The organism is Anaerovorax odorimutans, assembly GCF_024459955.1.
Classification (GTDB): Bacteria; Bacillota; Clostridia; order Peptostreptococcales; family Anaerovoracaceae; genus Hominibacterium; species Hominibacterium odorimutans_A.
The window spans coordinates 149,627-166,347 of record NZ_JANFXK010000006.1 but is presented as its reverse complement, the minus strand read 5'-3'; the positions used below and the strand labels follow the sequence as shown (position 1 = coordinate 166,347).

18 protein-coding genes are annotated in these 16,721 nt (G+C 50.6%); 1 reads left to right on the top strand and 17 read right to left on the bottom strand.

The annotated features are described in order from the left end of the window. Positions 1 to 36 precede the first annotated feature (36 nt). The 16 genes from rpsO to NE619_RS07235 all read right to left on the bottom strand — a co-directional run bounded on the left by rpsO (position 37) and on the right by NE619_RS07235 (position 15,509). Positions 37 to 303: a 30S ribosomal protein S15 gene (rpsO, locus tag NE619_RS07310; protein ID WP_256131771.1), complete on the bottom strand. Its 267-nt coding sequence runs from the start codon at positions 301 to 303 to the stop codon at positions 37 to 39. A 132-nt stretch (positions 304 to 435) separates the two neighbouring features. Then, positions 436 to 1,644: an MFS transporter gene (locus NE619_RS07305; protein ID WP_256131748.1), complete on the bottom strand. Its 1,209-nt coding sequence runs from the start codon at positions 1,642 to 1,644 to the stop codon at positions 436 to 438. Between the two features lie 5 nt (positions 1,645 to 1,649). Then, positions 1,650 to 3,251: a xylulokinase gene (locus NE619_RS07300; protein WP_256131747.1), complete on the bottom strand. Its 1,602-nt coding sequence runs from the start codon at positions 3,249 to 3,251 to the stop codon at positions 1,650 to 1,652. 5 nt (positions 3,252 to 3,256) lie between these two features. Then, positions 3,257 to 4,231 (bottom strand): class II aldolase/adducin family protein, encoded by a 975-nt coding sequence (locus NE619_RS07295; RefSeq protein WP_256131746.1) that lies wholly within the window; start codon positions 4,229 to 4,231, stop codon positions 3,257 to 3,259. Beyond that, positions 4,231 to 5,706 carry an aspartate aminotransferase family protein gene (locus NE619_RS07290; protein ID WP_256131745.1) on the bottom strand — a complete coding sequence of 492 codons (1,476 nt, stop codon included), beginning with the start codon at positions 5,704 to 5,706 and terminating at the stop codon, positions 4,231 to 4,233. Before NE619_RS07290 ends, NE619_RS07295 begins: the two co-directional genes overlap by 1 nt. 6 nt (positions 5,707 to 5,712) lie before the next feature. Beyond that, positions 5,713 to 6,312, bottom strand: coding sequence for a TetR/AcrR family transcriptional regulator (locus tag NE619_RS07285; RefSeq protein WP_256131744.1), 600 nt, complete (start codon positions 6,310 to 6,312; stop codon positions 5,713 to 5,715). 167 nt (positions 6,313 to 6,479) lie between these two features. After that, positions 6,480 to 7,421: a bifunctional riboflavin kinase/FAD synthetase gene (locus tag NE619_RS07280; RefSeq protein WP_256131743.1), complete on the bottom strand. Its 942-nt coding sequence runs from the start codon at positions 7,419 to 7,421 to the stop codon at positions 6,480 to 6,482. Positions 7,422 to 7,424: 3 nt separating this feature from the next. Beyond that, the gene (gene truB, locus NE619_RS07275; protein ID WP_256131742.1) at positions 7,425 to 8,384 is read right to left on the bottom strand and encodes a tRNA pseudouridine(55) synthase TruB; all 960 of its coding nucleotides are present in this window, start codon (positions 8,382 to 8,384) and stop codon (positions 7,425 to 7,427) included. Beyond that, the gene (locus NE619_RS07270; RefSeq protein WP_256131741.1) at positions 8,381 to 9,364 is read right to left on the bottom strand and encodes a DHH family phosphoesterase; all 984 of its coding nucleotides are present in this window, start codon (positions 9,362 to 9,364) and stop codon (positions 8,381 to 8,383) included. Before NE619_RS07270 ends, truB begins: the two co-directional genes overlap by 4 nt. 16 nt (positions 9,365 to 9,380) lie before the next feature. Beyond that, positions 9,381 to 9,752 carry a 30S ribosome-binding factor RbfA gene (gene rbfA / locus NE619_RS07265; RefSeq protein ID WP_256131740.1) on the bottom strand — a complete coding sequence of 124 codons (372 nt, stop codon included), beginning with the start codon at positions 9,750 to 9,752 and terminating at the stop codon, positions 9,381 to 9,383. Positions 9,753 to 9,768: 16 nt separating this feature from the next. After that, entirely contained in the window at positions 9,769 to 12,624 is a 2,856-nt protein-coding gene (infB, locus tag NE619_RS07260) for a translation initiation factor IF-2 (RefSeq protein WP_256131739.1), read from the bottom strand. A 22-nt stretch (positions 12,625 to 12,646) separates the two neighbouring features. Then, entirely contained in the window at positions 12,647 to 12,955 is a 309-nt protein-coding gene (locus tag NE619_RS07255) for a L7Ae/L30e/S12e/Gadd45 family ribosomal protein (protein ID WP_256131738.1), read from the bottom strand. Continuing rightward, entirely contained in the window at positions 12,945 to 13,193 is a 249-nt protein-coding gene (rnpM, locus tag NE619_RS07250) for an RNase P modulator RnpM (RefSeq protein ID WP_256131737.1), read from the bottom strand. Before rnpM ends, NE619_RS07255 begins: the two co-directional genes overlap by 11 nt. Before the next feature lie 28 nt (positions 13,194 to 13,221). Continuing rightward, a complete protein-coding gene (gene nusA, locus NE619_RS07245; RefSeq protein WP_256131736.1) occupies positions 13,222 to 14,325 on the bottom strand; it encodes a transcription termination factor NusA in 1,104 nt (367 codons plus the stop codon). Positions 14,326 to 14,346: 21 nt separating this feature from the next. Next, positions 14,347 to 14,826 carry a ribosome maturation factor RimP gene (rimP, locus tag NE619_RS07240; protein WP_256131735.1) on the bottom strand — a complete coding sequence of 160 codons (480 nt, stop codon included), beginning with the start codon at positions 14,824 to 14,826 and terminating at the stop codon, positions 14,347 to 14,349. Between the two features lie 83 nt (positions 14,827 to 14,909). Continuing rightward, complete coding sequence (locus NE619_RS07235) at positions 14,910 to 15,509, bottom strand: RNA polymerase sigma factor (protein ID WP_256131734.1); 600 nt, start codon at positions 15,507 to 15,509, stop codon at positions 14,910 to 14,912. Between the two features lie 232 nt (positions 15,510 to 15,741). Here NE619_RS07235 and NE619_RS07230 point away from each other — a divergent pair, with 232 nt between their 5' ends. Beyond that, positions 15,742 to 16,134, top strand: a complete 393-nt coding sequence (locus tag NE619_RS07230; protein WP_256131733.1) for a helix-turn-helix domain-containing protein — start codon at positions 15,742 to 15,744, stop codon at positions 16,132 to 16,134. 191 nt (positions 16,135 to 16,325) lie between these two features. Here the strand turns inward: NE619_RS07230 and NE619_RS07225 are convergent, their stop codons facing one another. Next, positions 16,326 to 16,664 (bottom strand): helix-turn-helix domain-containing protein, encoded by a 339-nt coding sequence (locus NE619_RS07225; protein WP_256131732.1) that lies wholly within the window; start codon positions 16,662 to 16,664, stop codon positions 16,326 to 16,328. Positions 16,665 to 16,721 lie beyond the last annotated feature (57 nt).

Below are 16,721 nucleotides of genomic sequence, written 5' to 3'. Positions count from 1 at the left end.
AGCGGGAGCAGATCTCCCGCTTGTATTTCTTTCCTATTACTTTCTTAATCCTAAACGGGAAATCAGGGTTCTGTAACGTTCCAGATCCTTTTCCTTCAGGTAATTAAGAAGATTTCTTCTCTGACCTACCATCTTCAGAAGTCCTCTTCTGGAGTGGTGGTCCTTCTTGTGCACCTGCAGGTGCTCGTTGAGATCGTTGATTCTGTAAGTCAGAATGGCGATCTGCACTTCCGGGGAACCTGTATCCCCTTCTTTTAACTGATACTCTTTAATAATCTCTGCTTTTTTAGCCTGATTGATCATTCTTCTTTCTCCTTTTCTTTTATTCACCTTCAGCCGGGCCTCCGCCGGAGCGTCGTAAAACTCAGCAAAAGGTAATTTTTCTAACGATTTATGATACCATATAGTATAGAGGCTTTGCAAGTAGTTTCGGTTTTATTTTTTTATCAGCGCCGATTCCTTCATTTTGGCCACCAGCGGGATTTCCAGGGCCGTAAGGATCACGACGCCCAGCATCGGCACGGTGATGCCGCCAAAAGCTCCGCCTGCCAGCTCGAAGAGGAATACGAAAAGCACGCCTGAAATCTGGCCCATCAAAAGAATCATGCCCAGGGAAGTCCCCTCCTGTATCGGATAGGCCACCTCGGAGCCATGCTGAAAGAGGATCGGAGCTACGCCCATGATGGCAAAACCGGCTACAGCAGCGGTGACCGTCAGCAGTACAAAGCCCTGGAGCAGGGTCAGGCCCAGGTAAAGGGGAACCAGCAAAACGATCGCTGTAATCAGGAAAGGAATTCGTTTCCCCGCTTTATCGGAAATAATCGGAAGAATAATTGCACCCACAACGCCGGCCAGCACAAAGGCCGCGCCAATGATTCCCGCCTGGGCGGAAGTGATGCCCCGCGGCATGAGAATGCTTTCGATCAGAGTCAGCAGCGTATTGAAGATACCCATGGAAATAAACGCCACCAGCATAGCAATGATGTAAGCTCTATTGCGGAAAAGCTCTTTCAGCGTGGAAAGGCTGAAATCTTCTTTCTCCGCTGCCGGTCCCGGAGGCGCAACCGCCGGCCTCTCTCTGGAAAAGATGAGTGCCAGAGCGCAGGCGATAACCCCTACGACTGAAAATACCTTTAATGTTCCCGGCAGTCCGTACTGCTCCGAGAGCATTGGTGAAAGGACCATGGGCAGCGCGAATCCCAGATACTGCGCCATTGTCAAAAGCCCTGCCGCTGTCGCCCGTTCATCAAAGGGAAACCAATTGGCCGCCACCTTTGTTGTGATATTCAAAAGAAACGGCTGCCCGGCCGCAATGAGAAACTGGGAAACGATTACCGCAGTAAACGAGTCTGCCAGCAAGCCGCGGGTCAGGCCGAAGATCCCGGTCAAAAGCGCGCCGATCCACAGCGAAGCCCGAAAGCCAAAACGGTCGATCACATAGGCTGCCGGTATGCAGAAAACAATGAACATGAGCATATAGCTTGTGGCCAGCATCGTCACAGCTAAAGAGCTGACCCCGTAAAATTTCTCGGCAATGCTGGAGATCGGGGAAAATGTCAGCCACATCATCTCGGTGGCAATGATCGCGGGAATCGTGGTAAAAAGAACAACCCAGCGATAAGGGGATACGTTTTGCGCTTTCATATTCATCAGCTCCTTTTATTCATCCTGCCAAAGTTCCTGCGGTTCTTTTTATACAGCTCCTGAAAGACCTCAAACAGCTCTTCATATACAGCAGTGTTCTCCGGCCGGGGTTCATACACTCCGTTGACCGGAATCATCTGCTCGATCTCTTCAATGGAGGAAATCACGTTCAGCCCCACAGCCATGACCGCGGCCGCACCTACGGCCCCTGCGTTCTGGGGATTATCCACAGTCTCTACCCTCCGCCCCAGAACATCGGCCAGAATCCGGCAGGTCAGCTGCGCCAGCGCGCCTCCGCCCGCGAAACGGATCGTTTCCGAAGTCTTTGTATGTTTTTCCATTGCCCGAAGCTGCCATTTCAGGTGCAGGCAGACGCCTTCGATCACAGCATGGATCATGTCGGGAGCCGTAGTCTCGATTCCCAGATTGAAGAACATGCCTCTGGCATCGGGATCTTCAAAAGGACAACGGTTTCCATGGAGCCATGGAGTAAACAGGACGCCGTTGCTTCCGGCCGGAACATCGGAAATTTTTTCCATAATGTACCCGTAAATGTTTTTCTGCCGGCTTTCCGAATCCTCATAGGCGAACTTTTTCTCTTTAAAAATGCCCAACTCATCCAGACCGATATGGTCCCTTGCCCATTCCAGGCATTTTCCTGCGGTTTCCAGTTCCGCAAAACAGTTGAACCGCTTTGGATCCGCCCCGACAATGGAAGCGATCATGGAACTCACGTCCAGCCTCTGTTTTTCCACCACGGTCGACACCCACCCGGAGGTTCCCATATAGATATGCGTCGCCCCGGCAGCTACGGCTCCCGCACCCACTCCTATGAGCGAAGCGTCTCCGCCTCCGGAGAACACCGGAGTTCCCGCTGCCAGTCCCAGCTCTTCCGCCGCCTTCTCAGTGACAGCGCCCGCCTGATCCGAGCATTCGCAGATCTCCGGCAAATGCGCCATATCCACGCCCATCATGGAACAGATCTCCCGGCTGAAGCCTTCCCTGCCTCTCCTGGTATCGTACAGCAGTGTAGCAAATGCGCTATCCCTGGACATGACAAAGCTTCCGGTGGCCCTGCAGACCAGATAGTCCTTCACGTCCAGCCACTTATGCACCCTCGCAAAGACCTCCGGCTCATTTTCCTGCACCCATTTATATTTCCAGAGCGGATCTTTGACGCTGGCGGAAACCGCTCCGCTGATCATAACCGAACGCAGCAGCTTGCGGACGTTCATGCCCATGACTTTAAGGCCCCTTTGCAGTCCCTGCTCCATTTGCTTTTTACCCCGGTTATCCATATAGCTCATGGCGTTTCTCACCGGCTGACCGTCCTGGTCCACCAGAACCACGGCCTGCATTTGGGCGCAGAAAGAGATTCCCCGGATCTCCTCTTTGGGGATTCCGGTTCTTTTCAGCAGAACTCCGGTGGTATCGCACATCGCCTGCCACCACTGATAAGGGTCCTGTTCCACCCCGCCGTTTTCCAGAACATACAGATCGTAATCCGCCAGTTCTCCGGCAACAAGCTTTATGCGCTGCCCCGCGGATAGGGAAAAGAGACAGCATTTTACACCGGTGGTTCCCACATCGTATGCGATCACATACATAGGCGTCACTCTCCTAACTTTGAATACTTTCTCAGATAGAACTGGCGCATCGCCAGGCACTCCCAAAACTTGATGGGCTTTCCGCCGCCCGCCCTGGCCGCGAAATATGCTTTACAATTCTTTTCTACCAGCATGGAAAGCGCCTCCGCATCGCTGACGTTTCTTCCCACACAGAGGGCGCCCCGTCCTTTTATCAGCATGGACTTCCCGCCTTTGACAGCTGACTCGATCGCTTCGGGGCCGGCCAGCTTCATGCTGGTTCCCGCCATCTGCGCAAAATCGTCCAGATAAGGTTTCAGACTGATGCCTTCCCGGAGAAATGCCTTCACCACCGGGCTGCAGTTCCAGATAACCGCCTTTTCGTGCTGATTCTGAATGAACTCTTTGCTGGTCGTATGACGGGTGATTTCCGGGTGGAGCTGCTCCAGATACCGGCCGCAGGCCTCTTCCAGGTTCTTGGCGATCTGAAAAGCCTCCTCATAGCTGCTGCCATAGCATACGGCTCCGTGATGCTTGAGGATCACTGCGTTTCCCTCCGAAGCCTCCACCGCCTTAACCGTATTGGCGCACAGCTTATCGGTTCCCGGCAGCCCGTACTCCGCGCAGATCACCCGGTCTCCGATCCCCTCATATCCCTGATCGAATTTCACTTCCGCAAGTCCCATGGCGGAAATCGCCGAAGCGTTCTCCTGGTGGGTATGTATGACAAACCGCACATCCTTTTTCAGACGGTAGATCGCCCGATGTATCTTTTTTTCAGAGGAAGGCTTGATATCTCCCCCATAGCTCAGGTCAGCGATTTTAACTTCCACCACTTCATCTTCGGTCAGGGTAAGATAGCTGCGGCCGCTGGCCGTGATGGCAAAAGTCTCATCATCCAGCCTGCAGCTGACGTTCCCCCAGGTTCTGGCGATGAGGCCCGTCTGGGACAGCTCTTTTCCCGCCCGGATCACTTGTTTTTTCGCTTCTTTTTTCTCCATTATCCTAACTCCTCAACATTGGAAAGTACCCGGTCAAAACGGCTGAGAATATCCGGGAGCATATCTTCTTCGTAGGCCCCGCTGGTATAAAGCCGGCTGCCGGCCAGCGTCACGATTCCCTCCGCCATGTAAGCAGCGCCCATATGTTCCATTTCCTGCTTTCTGGCGGAAGTTGCTTTCAGCACCTCCGGAATCTGCCACGGTCTGTGCCAGTTGATGGCGTAATGCATGGCCCCCGTGGTGTCCAGATGGCAGATGGACCCCTGATTAAAGGCCACAAAAGGCAGCCTGTATTTGTCGATCATCTGATTCAGGCCCTCTGTCAGCCGGTCGGCAAACTTTCCGGCTTTTGGTATGGCGCCCGACTCTTCGATCTCGCACAGCGTGTAATACCCTGCCACACAGCTGATGGGCGCCGCGGCCATAGTTCCGCCGACCAATGCCTTGGGATGCTTGGCTTCGCCGCCGATTCCCGAGGACAGATACTTCATGTATTCCCGCTTGCCGCCCAGGCCGCCCGCGCCCGGATAGCCGCCGGCGATGACCTTGCCGAAAATCGTCAGATCCGGAGAAATGCCGAAATACCCCTGGGCACCTCCCATACCGATACGGAAACCGCAGACCACTTCATCGCAGATGAGCAGCGCACCGTACTGTCTGCACAGTTTTTCAACGCCTTTGCAGAAATCGTAATCCAGCGGTCTGGTCCCGCTCTCCGGTCCCACCGGCTCCAGCATGACGGCGGCAGTGCCGCCCTTCATTTTATTGCGGCGCAGTTTCTTTGCCAAATCGCCCAGATCATTGGGGAAAAATTCATCCGTGTATTTGAACATGCCCCTGGGCACGCCTTTTGCCTGGGTCCATTTGGAGCCCGGTATGCGGATTCCATACGCCAGCTGGTCGCTCCATCCGTGATAGGCGCCTCCCATTTTGAGAATCCGCTTGTTTTTCGTAGCCAGCCGGGCCACCCGAATCGCTCCCATGCAGGCCTCTGTTCCCGATCCCATCATGCGGAACATTTCCACCGACTCCACGCTGTCACAGATTTTCTTTGCCAGCTTATATTCATATTCGTGGAAGAGACCGGTGGACGGACCGCAGTTTTCCAAAAGCTCTATGACCTTCCGGCGGACGGAAGGGGGATTGCTGCCCAGCACAGTGGGGCCTCCCGCCTGGAGAAAGTCGTAATACTTGTTGCCGTCCACATCGTACAGATACGCGCCCTCCGCCTTGTTGAACGCCAGCGGAAAGGGATGGTTAAAGGCCAGATTGTGCTGCACGCCTCCGGGAATAATATTCATGGCTTCATCGATCATAGCCTTGGATTTCTTGCACTTTTTTTCAAAATACTCTTCTTCGTATGCCTTCAGCGCCGATGGTTTTATGGAATAGATGGGCTGTTTAATCAGCTCATCCAGTTTTTCCGTTACTTTCGCCGCGTCCGGATAGTTTGTGATTGCATATTGTTCTTCCATGTCTTCCTACCTCTCTATCTGATATACTCCTGCCAACGCCAGGTCTAAAATATGATTTACTTTCTGTTGGCACATCTCCTTTGTATAGGATTCGATGCCTTTCCACTGGAACTGGGAGTTGAGATAAACGCCCATCAGGATATCCAGAATATCCTCGCCGGAGACCTCCTCTTTGAAAACGCCGTCCTGCTGGGCCTGTTCCACCAGCTCGCCGAAAAGGGAGCGGATCGGCTCCGTTTTCTCGTACAGAGGGCTGCTCTCGCAGGAGTTGAGATACAAAATTTTTCTGGTAACTCCGATAAAGGGAATACTGTCTGAAATCAGAAAAGCCAGGGCCTTTCGAATCCTTTCTCCGCTTTCCGTCTGTGCCAGCTCCTTATCCACGTAGCGTTTAAACGTCTCCGCTTCCTCCTCCGCAGTACCCGCCAGCAGGCTTTCTTTATTGGGGAAATAATTATATAAAGTGGCCTTGGAAATTTCCGCCTTTTCCGCCACGTCTTCGATCATCGTGTCTTCATACCCCTTTGCTCTGAAAAGCCGCCGGGACGCTTTGAGGATCTTTTCCCTGCATTTGATTTTATTGGCTGCTCTGCGGGATTCTATCATGCGCTCACCTCTTTTCCTCTTGTACTTACAGGATACTCCGTTCCTGTCAGAATTGCAAGTATTTTTATACCCGGATATAAATTTAGAGGCGTGTTTACAAATTCAGGTGCTGCGCGGCGGCACAATAAAAAAGAGCCAAATGTATCAGCTCTTTGTAAATTCGTGTTTTAATATTTTTTTCCTGCCCGCTGCCTGTGATAGGATCTGGCCGTGATGCAGTCATCGGTAATCTGTTTTGACAGGGCCTCCACGCTTTCAAACTTCCGTTCATCTCTGGTTTTTTCCAGGAATTCCACGCGAATGTTCTTTCCGTAAAGCTCCTTGTCAAAATTGAAAATATGGGTTTCCACATTTTTGTGATAGGTTCCGATGGTTGGTTTGACGCCTACGTTGGTGACGCTGGGATAGCGCACGCCGTTATAGGTACAGTAGGTGACGTAAACACCGTTGGACGGTGTTACCATGGTCTCGTCGATCATGATGTTGGATGTGGGAAATCCGATGGTTCTGCCCAGCTTATTTCCTACCACCACTTCTCCCCCGATGGAATAGAGGCGGCCCATATATTTCATACACTGATCCACTCTTCCTTCCTGAATGAGATTTCTGATAAAGGTACTGCTGACCAGATTGCCGTCGATCTCATAGGGCTCCTGAATATGGATTCCAAAACCTTTTTTCATCCCTTCCTTCATCAAAATCTCCGCGTTCCCCGCCGCTTTATAACCGAACCGGTAGTTAAAACCACAGTATGCCTGCCGCATACGGAAGGTGTCGATTAAAAGGCCGTCGATAAAATCAATGGGATCCATGGTCAGGATATGCCTGTCAAAAGGAATGTTGAACATGTAGTCCACGCCCAGGCTTTCGATGATCTTCGCTTTTTCATCCGCATAGAGAATGTTTTTCACCACGATTTTATCAGCCATCAGGTTCTTGGGATGGTTGGAAAAGGTGAATACGGCGCTTTTATAGCCTGCCGCCTCCGCGCTTTTCACGGTGCGGGAAATGATCTGCTGATGGCCTTTGTGGACACCGTCAAAGTTCCCCAGGGCTACCACCGTTTCCTCTATATTCTCGATTTCATCCAGTGAATTAAAAATTTTCATATGCTAACCTCTAAAAAATACTTTATCCGCTACTAGTTTTTTATATTTGCTGCTGTAAAAGGCGACTCCCAGAAATGTTTCCTGCGCACCGTCTTTTCGATAAAGGTTATAAGCCTGCCGGTATTCCGGCCGCAGCTGAATATGGGGCTGCTTTTCTTTGTAAGCCGGTTCCCGCCCAATGGTGACATCCCTTGGCGAAATGTGGCCACCGTTGCAGAAATATGCCGCCTGCTCCTGATCCAGGAGGACTTTTCCAAAGTGAATCAGCGGAAAATCCGGCGGCAGCAGCAGTGCCCGCGCTTCTTCCTGGTCCATGTTCCTCAGACGCTCCATATCCACGGCATCTTCCAGAGAAAAAGCGCCGCTGGCCGTCCGCACAAGGCCGGACATGACCGCGCCGCAGCCCAGGTTCTCGCCCACGTCCCGGCAGATGCTCCTTATGTAAGTACCCTTGGAGCAAGTGACCTGCCAGAGGATCTTTTTTTCCGCAAGGTCGATCTTTTCTACGGAAAGGTCCCGGATAAAGACCTCTCTCGGTTTGATCTCCACGGACTCGCCGGCCCTGGCGTACTGATACAGCTTTTTGCCGTCAACCTTTATGGCCGAATATTTTGGCGGAATCTGTGAAATGTTTCCGCAAAAAGGTTCGAATGCCTTGCGAATCTGTTCTTCCGTAACTGCGGAAGCATCGGCCCTGCCCGTTATCTCTCCCCAGATGTCCAGCGTATCCGAGGTGAGTCCCAGCTGCATTTCACACCGATAGGTTTTAAAGTCCAGATCCAGATATTCCATGATTCTGGTAGCGCTGCCCACACAGATGGGGAGAACCCCCGTGGCCATGGGGTCCAGCGTTCCGGTATGGCCCACTTTTTTAATGCCCAGCACCCTGCGCATCACCGCCACGCAGTCGTGGGACGTCCAGTCAGCCGGTTTATTCACATTTATTATGCCGGTCAAATTCATGCTTTCGCTTTCCTCAGACTTTCTTCAATTGCTTCTTTTAATTCTGCCTGGGCTTCCGCGAGCCCTTTGCGTATCGTGCATCCGGCTGCCTTTACATGACCGCCGCCGCCGAACAGGGCTGCGATATCCGCCACGTTTCCGGAAGTCTTCGCACGCATACTGACTTTAATCAGATTTTCATCCTGCTCCTTAACAAAAGCAGCGACTTCTACGCCCTTGATGTTTCTAAGGGTTTCCACCACGCCTTCCGTCTCTTCCATTTTGGCGCCTACCTGCCTCAGCATGTCCTGTGTGACATAGGCCGCGGCTGCTTTGCCTCCGGCAAAGACCTCCAGGGTGTCCAGAATTTTGGACGTAATGCGTATCTTTTCCACTCTGGTATTCTGATAAATCTCCACCGCGATCCGTGAATGGTCGATTCCTGCGTCATACAGGGCCGCCGTAATGAGGTGGCTCTCCTTGGTAGCGTTGGAATACTGAAAATTACCGGTGTCCGTACAGATACCGGTAAAAATCGCTTCTCCGATCTCTTTGTCAATGGGCAGTCCCATGGCCGACAGAATCTTATAGATAATTTCCGCGGTGGCTGCGCTGCTGCCATCGATGTAATTGTAATCGGCAAAAGGCTCCGAGGTGGTGTGATGATCCACACAGATGGTTGTTTTTCCTTTGAAAAACGCCTGCTCCCGTCCGGGAAAGCGGGAGGTTTCGCCGCAGTCTATACAGATACAGACATCGGGATCCTCTATGCAGTCCTGATCTTTTGTGCAGTACCCGTTATCCAGGAAACTGAGAAACTCCGGCACTTCATCTTCAATAAGAATAAAGGCTTTTTTGCCTGCGTTTCTCAACGCTTTGCAAAGCGCTGCGGAAGAGCCCAGAGCATCGCCGTCCATCTGAACATGGGGAAACAGCAGTACGGAACTGGCTTCCGCCAGCTTTCCGCCTATTTGCTCTAATGATTGATTTTCCTTCTTCATAGTATCCACACTTCCGCTATTTATCCAATCCTTGAATGATTTCTTCAATATGACGTCCATATTCCAGGGAGGTGTCCATTTTAAAGATCAATTCCGGAATATGGCGCAGCTTAACCTGTCTGCCGATTTCCCGTTTGATCAGTCCCTTGGCGCTGCCCAGCGCGGCCAGCGTATCCTCCTGAATTTTCTTGCTGTCCTCGTGCTTTAGATCCAGGCCTAAAACCGTGATATATACGGTAGCGTAACTGCCGTCAGAAGTAACCTCCACGGCAGAAACGCTCACCATTCCCGATTTCAGTCTGGGATCTTTCAGCTCTCTCAGGAGCAGGTCGCTGATGATCCTTCGGATTTCTTCACCAAGCCGCCCCTGTCTGTGTCCTTTTCCCATATTTATTATTTATCTCCTAATCTCGTTTGATCTCTTCCATCTGGAAGCATTCTATGATATCGCCCTCTTTGATGTCGTTGTAGCTTTCGATTCCAATACCGCATTCATATCCCTGGGCCACTTCTCTGGCATCGTCTTTGAATCTCTTGAGGGAAGCGATTTTCCCCTCGTGGATCACGATACCGTCGCGAACCAGACGAATCTGCGCATTGCGGACCGCTTTACCGTCAGTAACATAGGCTCCGCCTACGATGCCGACGCCCGGCACCTTAAAGGTATTCCTTATTTCTACTGTTCCCAGAACCACTTCTTTAAATTCAGGATCCAGCATACCCTTCATGGCATTTTCCACATCATCGATAATATCGTAGATGACTCTGTAAGTTCTGATCTGAACATTATCCCGCTCGGCCATGGCGGAAACCGCTGTGCTCGGTCTTACATTGAAGCCGATAATGATGGCATCGGAAGTTCCGGCCAGCATGACGTCGGACTCGGTCACGGCGCCGACACCAGTGTGAACGATCTTGACTCTCACGTTTTCTGTGGACAGCTTTTCCAGAGAGGATACAACGGCGCCGACAGAACCCTGTACATCGCCCTTGACGATCAGGTTCAGTTCCTTCACTTCGCCTTCCTGTATCTGGGAGAACAGTTCCTCCAGCGTTGTACTGGAATTTCTCGCCAGCACTTCTTCTCTCTTCTTTTCCTGTCTGTGTTCGGCGATTTCTCTGGCAATCCGGTCTTCCTTAACCGCATTGAATTCGTCGCCTGCGTGAGGCACCTCGGTCAGACCCAGGATCTCCACGGCTGTAGCCGGTCCTGCCATTCTGATCTTTTCGCCCTTGTGATTGGTCATGAGACGGATCTTACCGGAACAGGTTCCGGCAACGACGCTCATGCCTGCCTTCAGGGTACCGTTGAGTACCAGCAGGCTGGCTACCGGTCCCTTGGCCTTATCCAGCCTTGCTTCCAGTACGGAACCCATGGCCAGGCGATTCGGGTTGGCTTTCAGCTCCAATACTTCCGCCTGCAGCAGAATCATTTCCAGCAGGTTGACAATGCCGTCTCCAGTCTTTGCGGAAACAGGAACGCTGATTACATCGCCGCCCCATTCTTCCACCAGTACGCCCTGATCGGCCAGGTCCTTCTTTACCATATCCGGATTAGCACCCGGTTTATCCATCTTATTGATAGCAACGATAATCGGAACTCCCGCAGCCTTAGCATGGCTGATGGATTCGATGGTCTGAGGCTTTACACTGTCGTCAGCGGCAACCACCAGAACGGCGATATCCGTAGTATGAGCGCCTCTGGCTCTCATCGCGGTAAACGCTTCATGTCCCGGCGTATCCAAAAATACGATTTTCTGACCGTTGATCTCTACTTCGGAAGCACCGATGTGCTGGGTGATTCCGCCTGATTCGGAAGCCGTAACATTTGTCTTACGGATCGCGTCCAGCAGAGAAGTCTTACCGTGGTCTACGTGACCCATTACCGTAATGATCGGCGCTCTCGGCTGCAGGTCTTCTTCCTTGTCTTCAAAGGTTTCCAGACCTTCCTCTTCTTCCTCGTCCTCTACTTTTCCGATAACGATGCTTGCGCCCAGCTCTTCGGCCAGCAGCAGCACGGTATCTTCATCCACGTTCTGGTTTACGTTGGCCATAACGCCCATTTTCATCAGGGTCATGATAATCTGGGAAACCGATACCTGAATCTGCTCTGCCAGTCCGGCTACGGTAATCGGTACATTGATTACCGTAGTTCCTGCTGGAATCTCAGCTACTTCAACTTCCGGTTCCGGAGCAGGCTTTGGTTTATTCTGCTTTTTCGGACGGACTTTCTTTTCCAGAGAACGGGTTGGCTGCGGCTTGCCGCCTTTTCTTCCGCCTCTCTCCAGCTTGGCGAACTTATCTCTTTCTTTTTCCTTCTTTTCCTTGGTCTTATCGACTTTTTTATGAGCGGACGGCTTTTCCAGCACCGTATCCACGGTCTTTTCTTTTCTGGCAGGCCGGTTTCCGCCCTGTCCCTGCGCATTATCGCGGTCGCGGTTATCTCTTCTTGGAGGTCTTGCTCCATCGCGTTTCGGGCCCTTGTTGTTATCTCTGCTGCTATCTCTGCCGTTGTCTCTTCTCTGGTTCCGTTCTTTATCGGCAGCGATCTTCTTTTCTTTTTCAGCCGCTTTTCTTTCCGCTGCGGCTTTTTCCTTTTTCTCCCGTGCAATACGCTCTTCTTCATGGACTTCCGAAGCTTTTTTAATAATCTTCAGTCTTTCCTGGCGAATTACCGGTCTTGGCTCTTTCTTGGCTGCCGGCTGCGCGTCCTTGGCCTTTTCAGGCTTGGCTGCCGGTTTGGTCTGTTCAGGCTGCTTTGGCTGAACCGGCTCTTTTTTCTCCGGTTTCACAGCGGCAGTCTGATCGGCCGCCTGGTTTCCTTTTCCCCGCTCCGCCAGCTCTTTGGGAACTACCGGCTTGCCCATGGGCGGCTTCGGCCGTTTTTCCAGATCCTTCGGCACAACCGGCTTTCCTACCGGCGGTTTTTGTGTCATGGATTTATCCTGGGTCTTTGTCTGCTGACGTTTTGCCGCTTTCGGCTGGACCGGTATGGCAATTTTCGCTGCCTTTACCGTTACCTTGGGCTCATCAATTTCCGCCTTCTTGGCGGCCGGCTTTTCCGCTGTCTTGGGCTTCGCTTTGACGATTTTCGTTTCCGCTCCGCTCTTGCTTCTCTTTATTGTATTCTTTACCGCTGTGGCGTCAATATCCTCCAGCGTGCTGTTTTTGTCCTTGGCTTCGATACCCATGGATCTGGCTTTTTCCAGAACCTCCTTGGCATCCATATCAAGTTCTTTGGCTAGTTCATGTATTTTCATATTTGAACTCCTCCTTTTCTGTTCATCCATCCTTGTCGATTTCCTTTGATATAACTTCTGCAAAGTTTTGATCCGTGATCCCAAAGATGGATCTTCCTTCGGTCCCCGCCATCTGCGATAGTTCCTCGCTCTTACCGTACACCCGGCAGTCGACCTGATATTTCTTTGCTTCTTTTTCTATTTTTTTACCGGTGTTTTCCGAAATATCCTCGGCAACGATGAGCAGCTTTACCTTGCCTTTCTTCATGGCGAAAACGCAAGTGTTATATCCTGTTGCCAGATTCCCTGATTTTTTCGCAAATCCCAGGTAACTGTGAAGTTTACTTCTCATAAGCTTCTATATCCTTAAAAAGCTGTGACAGCTGTTCTTCTGACAGCTCCATTCCCAGGCTCCTTGCCAGCGCTTTTTTCTTTTTTGCCTTTTCCAGGCATTCGCTGCTGGGGCAGAGATACACGCCTCTGCCTTTGGCCTTTCCCGTCGGGTCCAGGGTCACGGTCCCCTCGTATCCGGCGATCCGAATCAGCTCTTTCTTGGGTTTTGATTCCATGCAGCCCACGCATCTCCTCATTGGTACCTTCCTGGTCGGTTTTGAAGGGTTACTCGTCAATTTCCACGATCTCCTCTTCTTCATCGTCCAGGTATTCGATCGACTCTTCCGTCTCGTCGCCAAAATACTGAGTATGGCTCTTGATGTCGATCTTCCATCCGCACAGCTTGGCGGCCAGCCTTACGTTCTGGCCCTCCTTGCCGATGGCCAGCGATAACTGATAATCGGGCACAATTACCGTTGCCGCCTTTTCGTCCTCGTCGATGATAACTTTTTCCACCTTGGCCGGACTCAGCACATTGCTGATGAGGATCTCAGGATCATCGCTCCAGGTAATGATGTCGATCTTTTCTCCGAACAGTTCATCGACAATGCTCTGTACCCTGCTGCCTCTGGTACCGACGCATGCTCCCACCGGATCCACGTTATCGTCCTCCGTATAAACAGCGATTTTTGTTCTGGACCCCGCTTCTCTGGCGATGCTTTTGATCTCCACCGTACCGTCTTCAATTTCCGGCACCTCCAGCTCAAAGAGCCGTTTGACCAGACCCGGATGGGATCTGGAAAGGAATACCTGCGGTCCTTTGGTGGTCTTTTTTACATCCATGATATAGACCTTGATGCGGTCGTTGATGTCATATTTTTCTCCCGGAACCCGTTCTGTCGCAGCCAGGATGCCTTCGGCTTTTCCCATATTGACAAAAATGGTCTCATTGCTGATTCTCTGTACGGTTCCTGTGATGATCTCTCCCTGTCTTGTGATGTAGTCGTCGAAGATCATGCCTCTTTCCGCTTCCCTGATCCGCTGCACCACGACCTGCTTTGCCGTCTGGGCCGCGATTCTTCCGAAATCTCTGGGCGTAACCTGATACTCTACCACGTCGCCGATTTCATAGCGGGGGTCGATCTCAAGAGCCTCCTCCAGGGAAATCTCCACCATATCGTCATATACTTCCTCAACTACGTCTTTTCTCATGAAAACGTCGATATCTCCCTCTTCACGGTCAATATTAACTCTGACGTTCTGGGATGTTCCGTAATTCTTTTTATAAGCTGAAACCAGCGCTGATTCGATAGCCTCGATCAAAATATCCTTGGAAATATCTTTTTCTTTCTCAAGCGCATCGATGGCTTCGATAAATTCTCTGTTCATTTTTCTGTAATCCTCCTTGTTTTAGAAAACCACTGCCAGGTTTGTCTTTGCTACCTGTTCAAGCGGCAGTTCCCATCTTTGGCCTTTATCATCTATAATGATAACGTTTCCGTCTGTCAATCCCTCTAAAGTGCCTTCGATCTGTTTGCGACCGTCGACCGGTCTGTAGAGTTTCACCTCCACCGCGCTCCCTGCGAACCGTTCATAATGGGCTTCTGTCAAAAGCTCTCTGTCCATGCCCGGTGAGGAGACTTCGAGGTAGTAGTTCTGCTGGATCGGATCAGTCTCATCCAGCCTGTCGCTGAGAAAGCGGCTGATCTTCTCGCAGTCCTCGGTACTGATAAAGGATTCCTCCCTGTCGCGCGCCATATCTACATAGACTCTCAGGAACCAATCCCTGCCCTCTTTTATAAACTCTACATTATATAGTTCATAGCCGTTTTCAGCTAAAAACGTCTCTAATTCTTGTGCTACGATATCCTTGATTTTCTGCTTTGCCATCTGTTCTCCCCTAACACAAAACGAAAGAGTGGGTTCTGCCCACTCTTACTACTTACCGTCTAGTTTTATGATACATGATTATACTACCACAATTCCCGTTCAACTTCAAGGGGAAAAGTCGATGTTTCTTCGTTTTCTTCCATTTCTTTGTCTTTTTCCCGCATTTCAGAAAGAATCTCTCTCAGGCTTTCAAGGCCGCGTTTATGTCTGCTCTTGACAGCGCTCTCAGAATCGCCGGTGATCTGAGCGACTTCTTTCAGTTTGTAGCCTTCAAAGTAATACAGGCGGAACAGAATCAGTGTCTTTTCGTTGAGTTTACGCAGCGCCGCTGTCAGTTCGCTCCGCTCGCAGAAGTGTTCCAGCTCCTCTGCCAGAGCGCGGTAATGGTCGTCATCGATCTCCGCTGCCAGAGAGTAAGAGGTCTCCGCATCCAGGGACTTGACCATCTCACGGTTTTTCATAATATCGCGCCAATAGCGATTGACTTCATTTCTGGTGATGCTCCACAGCCACGCATCCATCTTCTCCACATCTCTCAGCTGTCCAAGTTTACGAAGCGCCTTGATAAAGATTTCGTGAAGGAGATCTTCCCTATCCTGACGTTCAACATTATGTATAGCCAGCAGTCTGTTTATACTGTTATACTTGCTGCACAGCAGTGCTTCTTTTTCTTTGATATCCAACGCTTCTTTCCTTTCTACACAGTTGGTTTTCATTTCATCTATTTAAACCGGTTCTAAGTCCGTTTTTTGACACCGGCAAAATGTTCTGGCAGGAGCCGCGCTTATATCTTTCAGGGGAATTTCTACATAAATTTATGGTTTTCAGCAATTCCTGCGTCCTTTTTGAGCAAAAAATCCTCTATTACGAATAGAGAAATCGTTTTTTGCTTAAAGTCAAGGAGACACGTTTATTATGAAAATGGAACTTCAGCAGCGGGTTGCGCATAACCTGGCTGTCCTTCGCCAAAATACCAAGCTGAGTCAAAGTGCCCTCTCTGCAAAGATTTCAATCTGCAGGTCCACTTATTGTCAATATGAGCAGGGCGAGAGACTTCCTGATGTAAATACGCTGTACAATCTCTGTAAATACTATCATGTCAGCATGGACACGATTCTCAACTGCGATGTTCAGACTGTCCTGCAGGAGTATTTTCTGTATCAGGAATATACTCGCGATGAAACCAAACTGCTCGCACTGTATAACTCATTATCCGATTTTTCGAAGGGACGACTGGTGGAAAGAGCCGAAGAATTGGCTCAGCTTGATCGGCTGAAAAGAGAGGATGCTTTGCGTATGAACGGCTGAGGGCCGTTCATTTATTTTCCCTGTAATCCTAATTCACGTTCTGCTAACCTCATTTCCATACCCATATTTTAGCCTGAGTTCTCCTTCTTCAGTCTATAATATGCGTATGTCCATGAACCTGTTTGGATAGCTCCTCCACCCGTTCTTATACGGGACCCCTCCCGCAGAAACTTCTGAATCCGCAGGTGCGCTTACTCTTCCTCTCGTATCAGCCCTTTCATAAAATATATGGACTTTACGATCATCCTCAGCTCCCGCAGATCACAGTCGTCGGTAGCCTCCTCCAGCTCTTTGAGAAGGGTCGGCTCAGCCGTATCCACATAATCACAGAAAAGCTCGTTGGGTGAAATGCCCAGTTCATTCATGATATCAATAATGACCTTCAGGCTGGGAACCGTAGCGCTTGTCTCGATATGGCTGATATGCGTATTTCCGACGCCAATTCTTTCCGCCAGCTGCGCCTGAGTCAGGTGTGCTTTTTTACGCGCCGCCTTAATTCTCTGCCCCAAATCTTTATAATTTATTTGCATATGCGATCTCCGTCTTTTTGATAACAGTATTATATGTTTTATTAGGAGAGATTATAA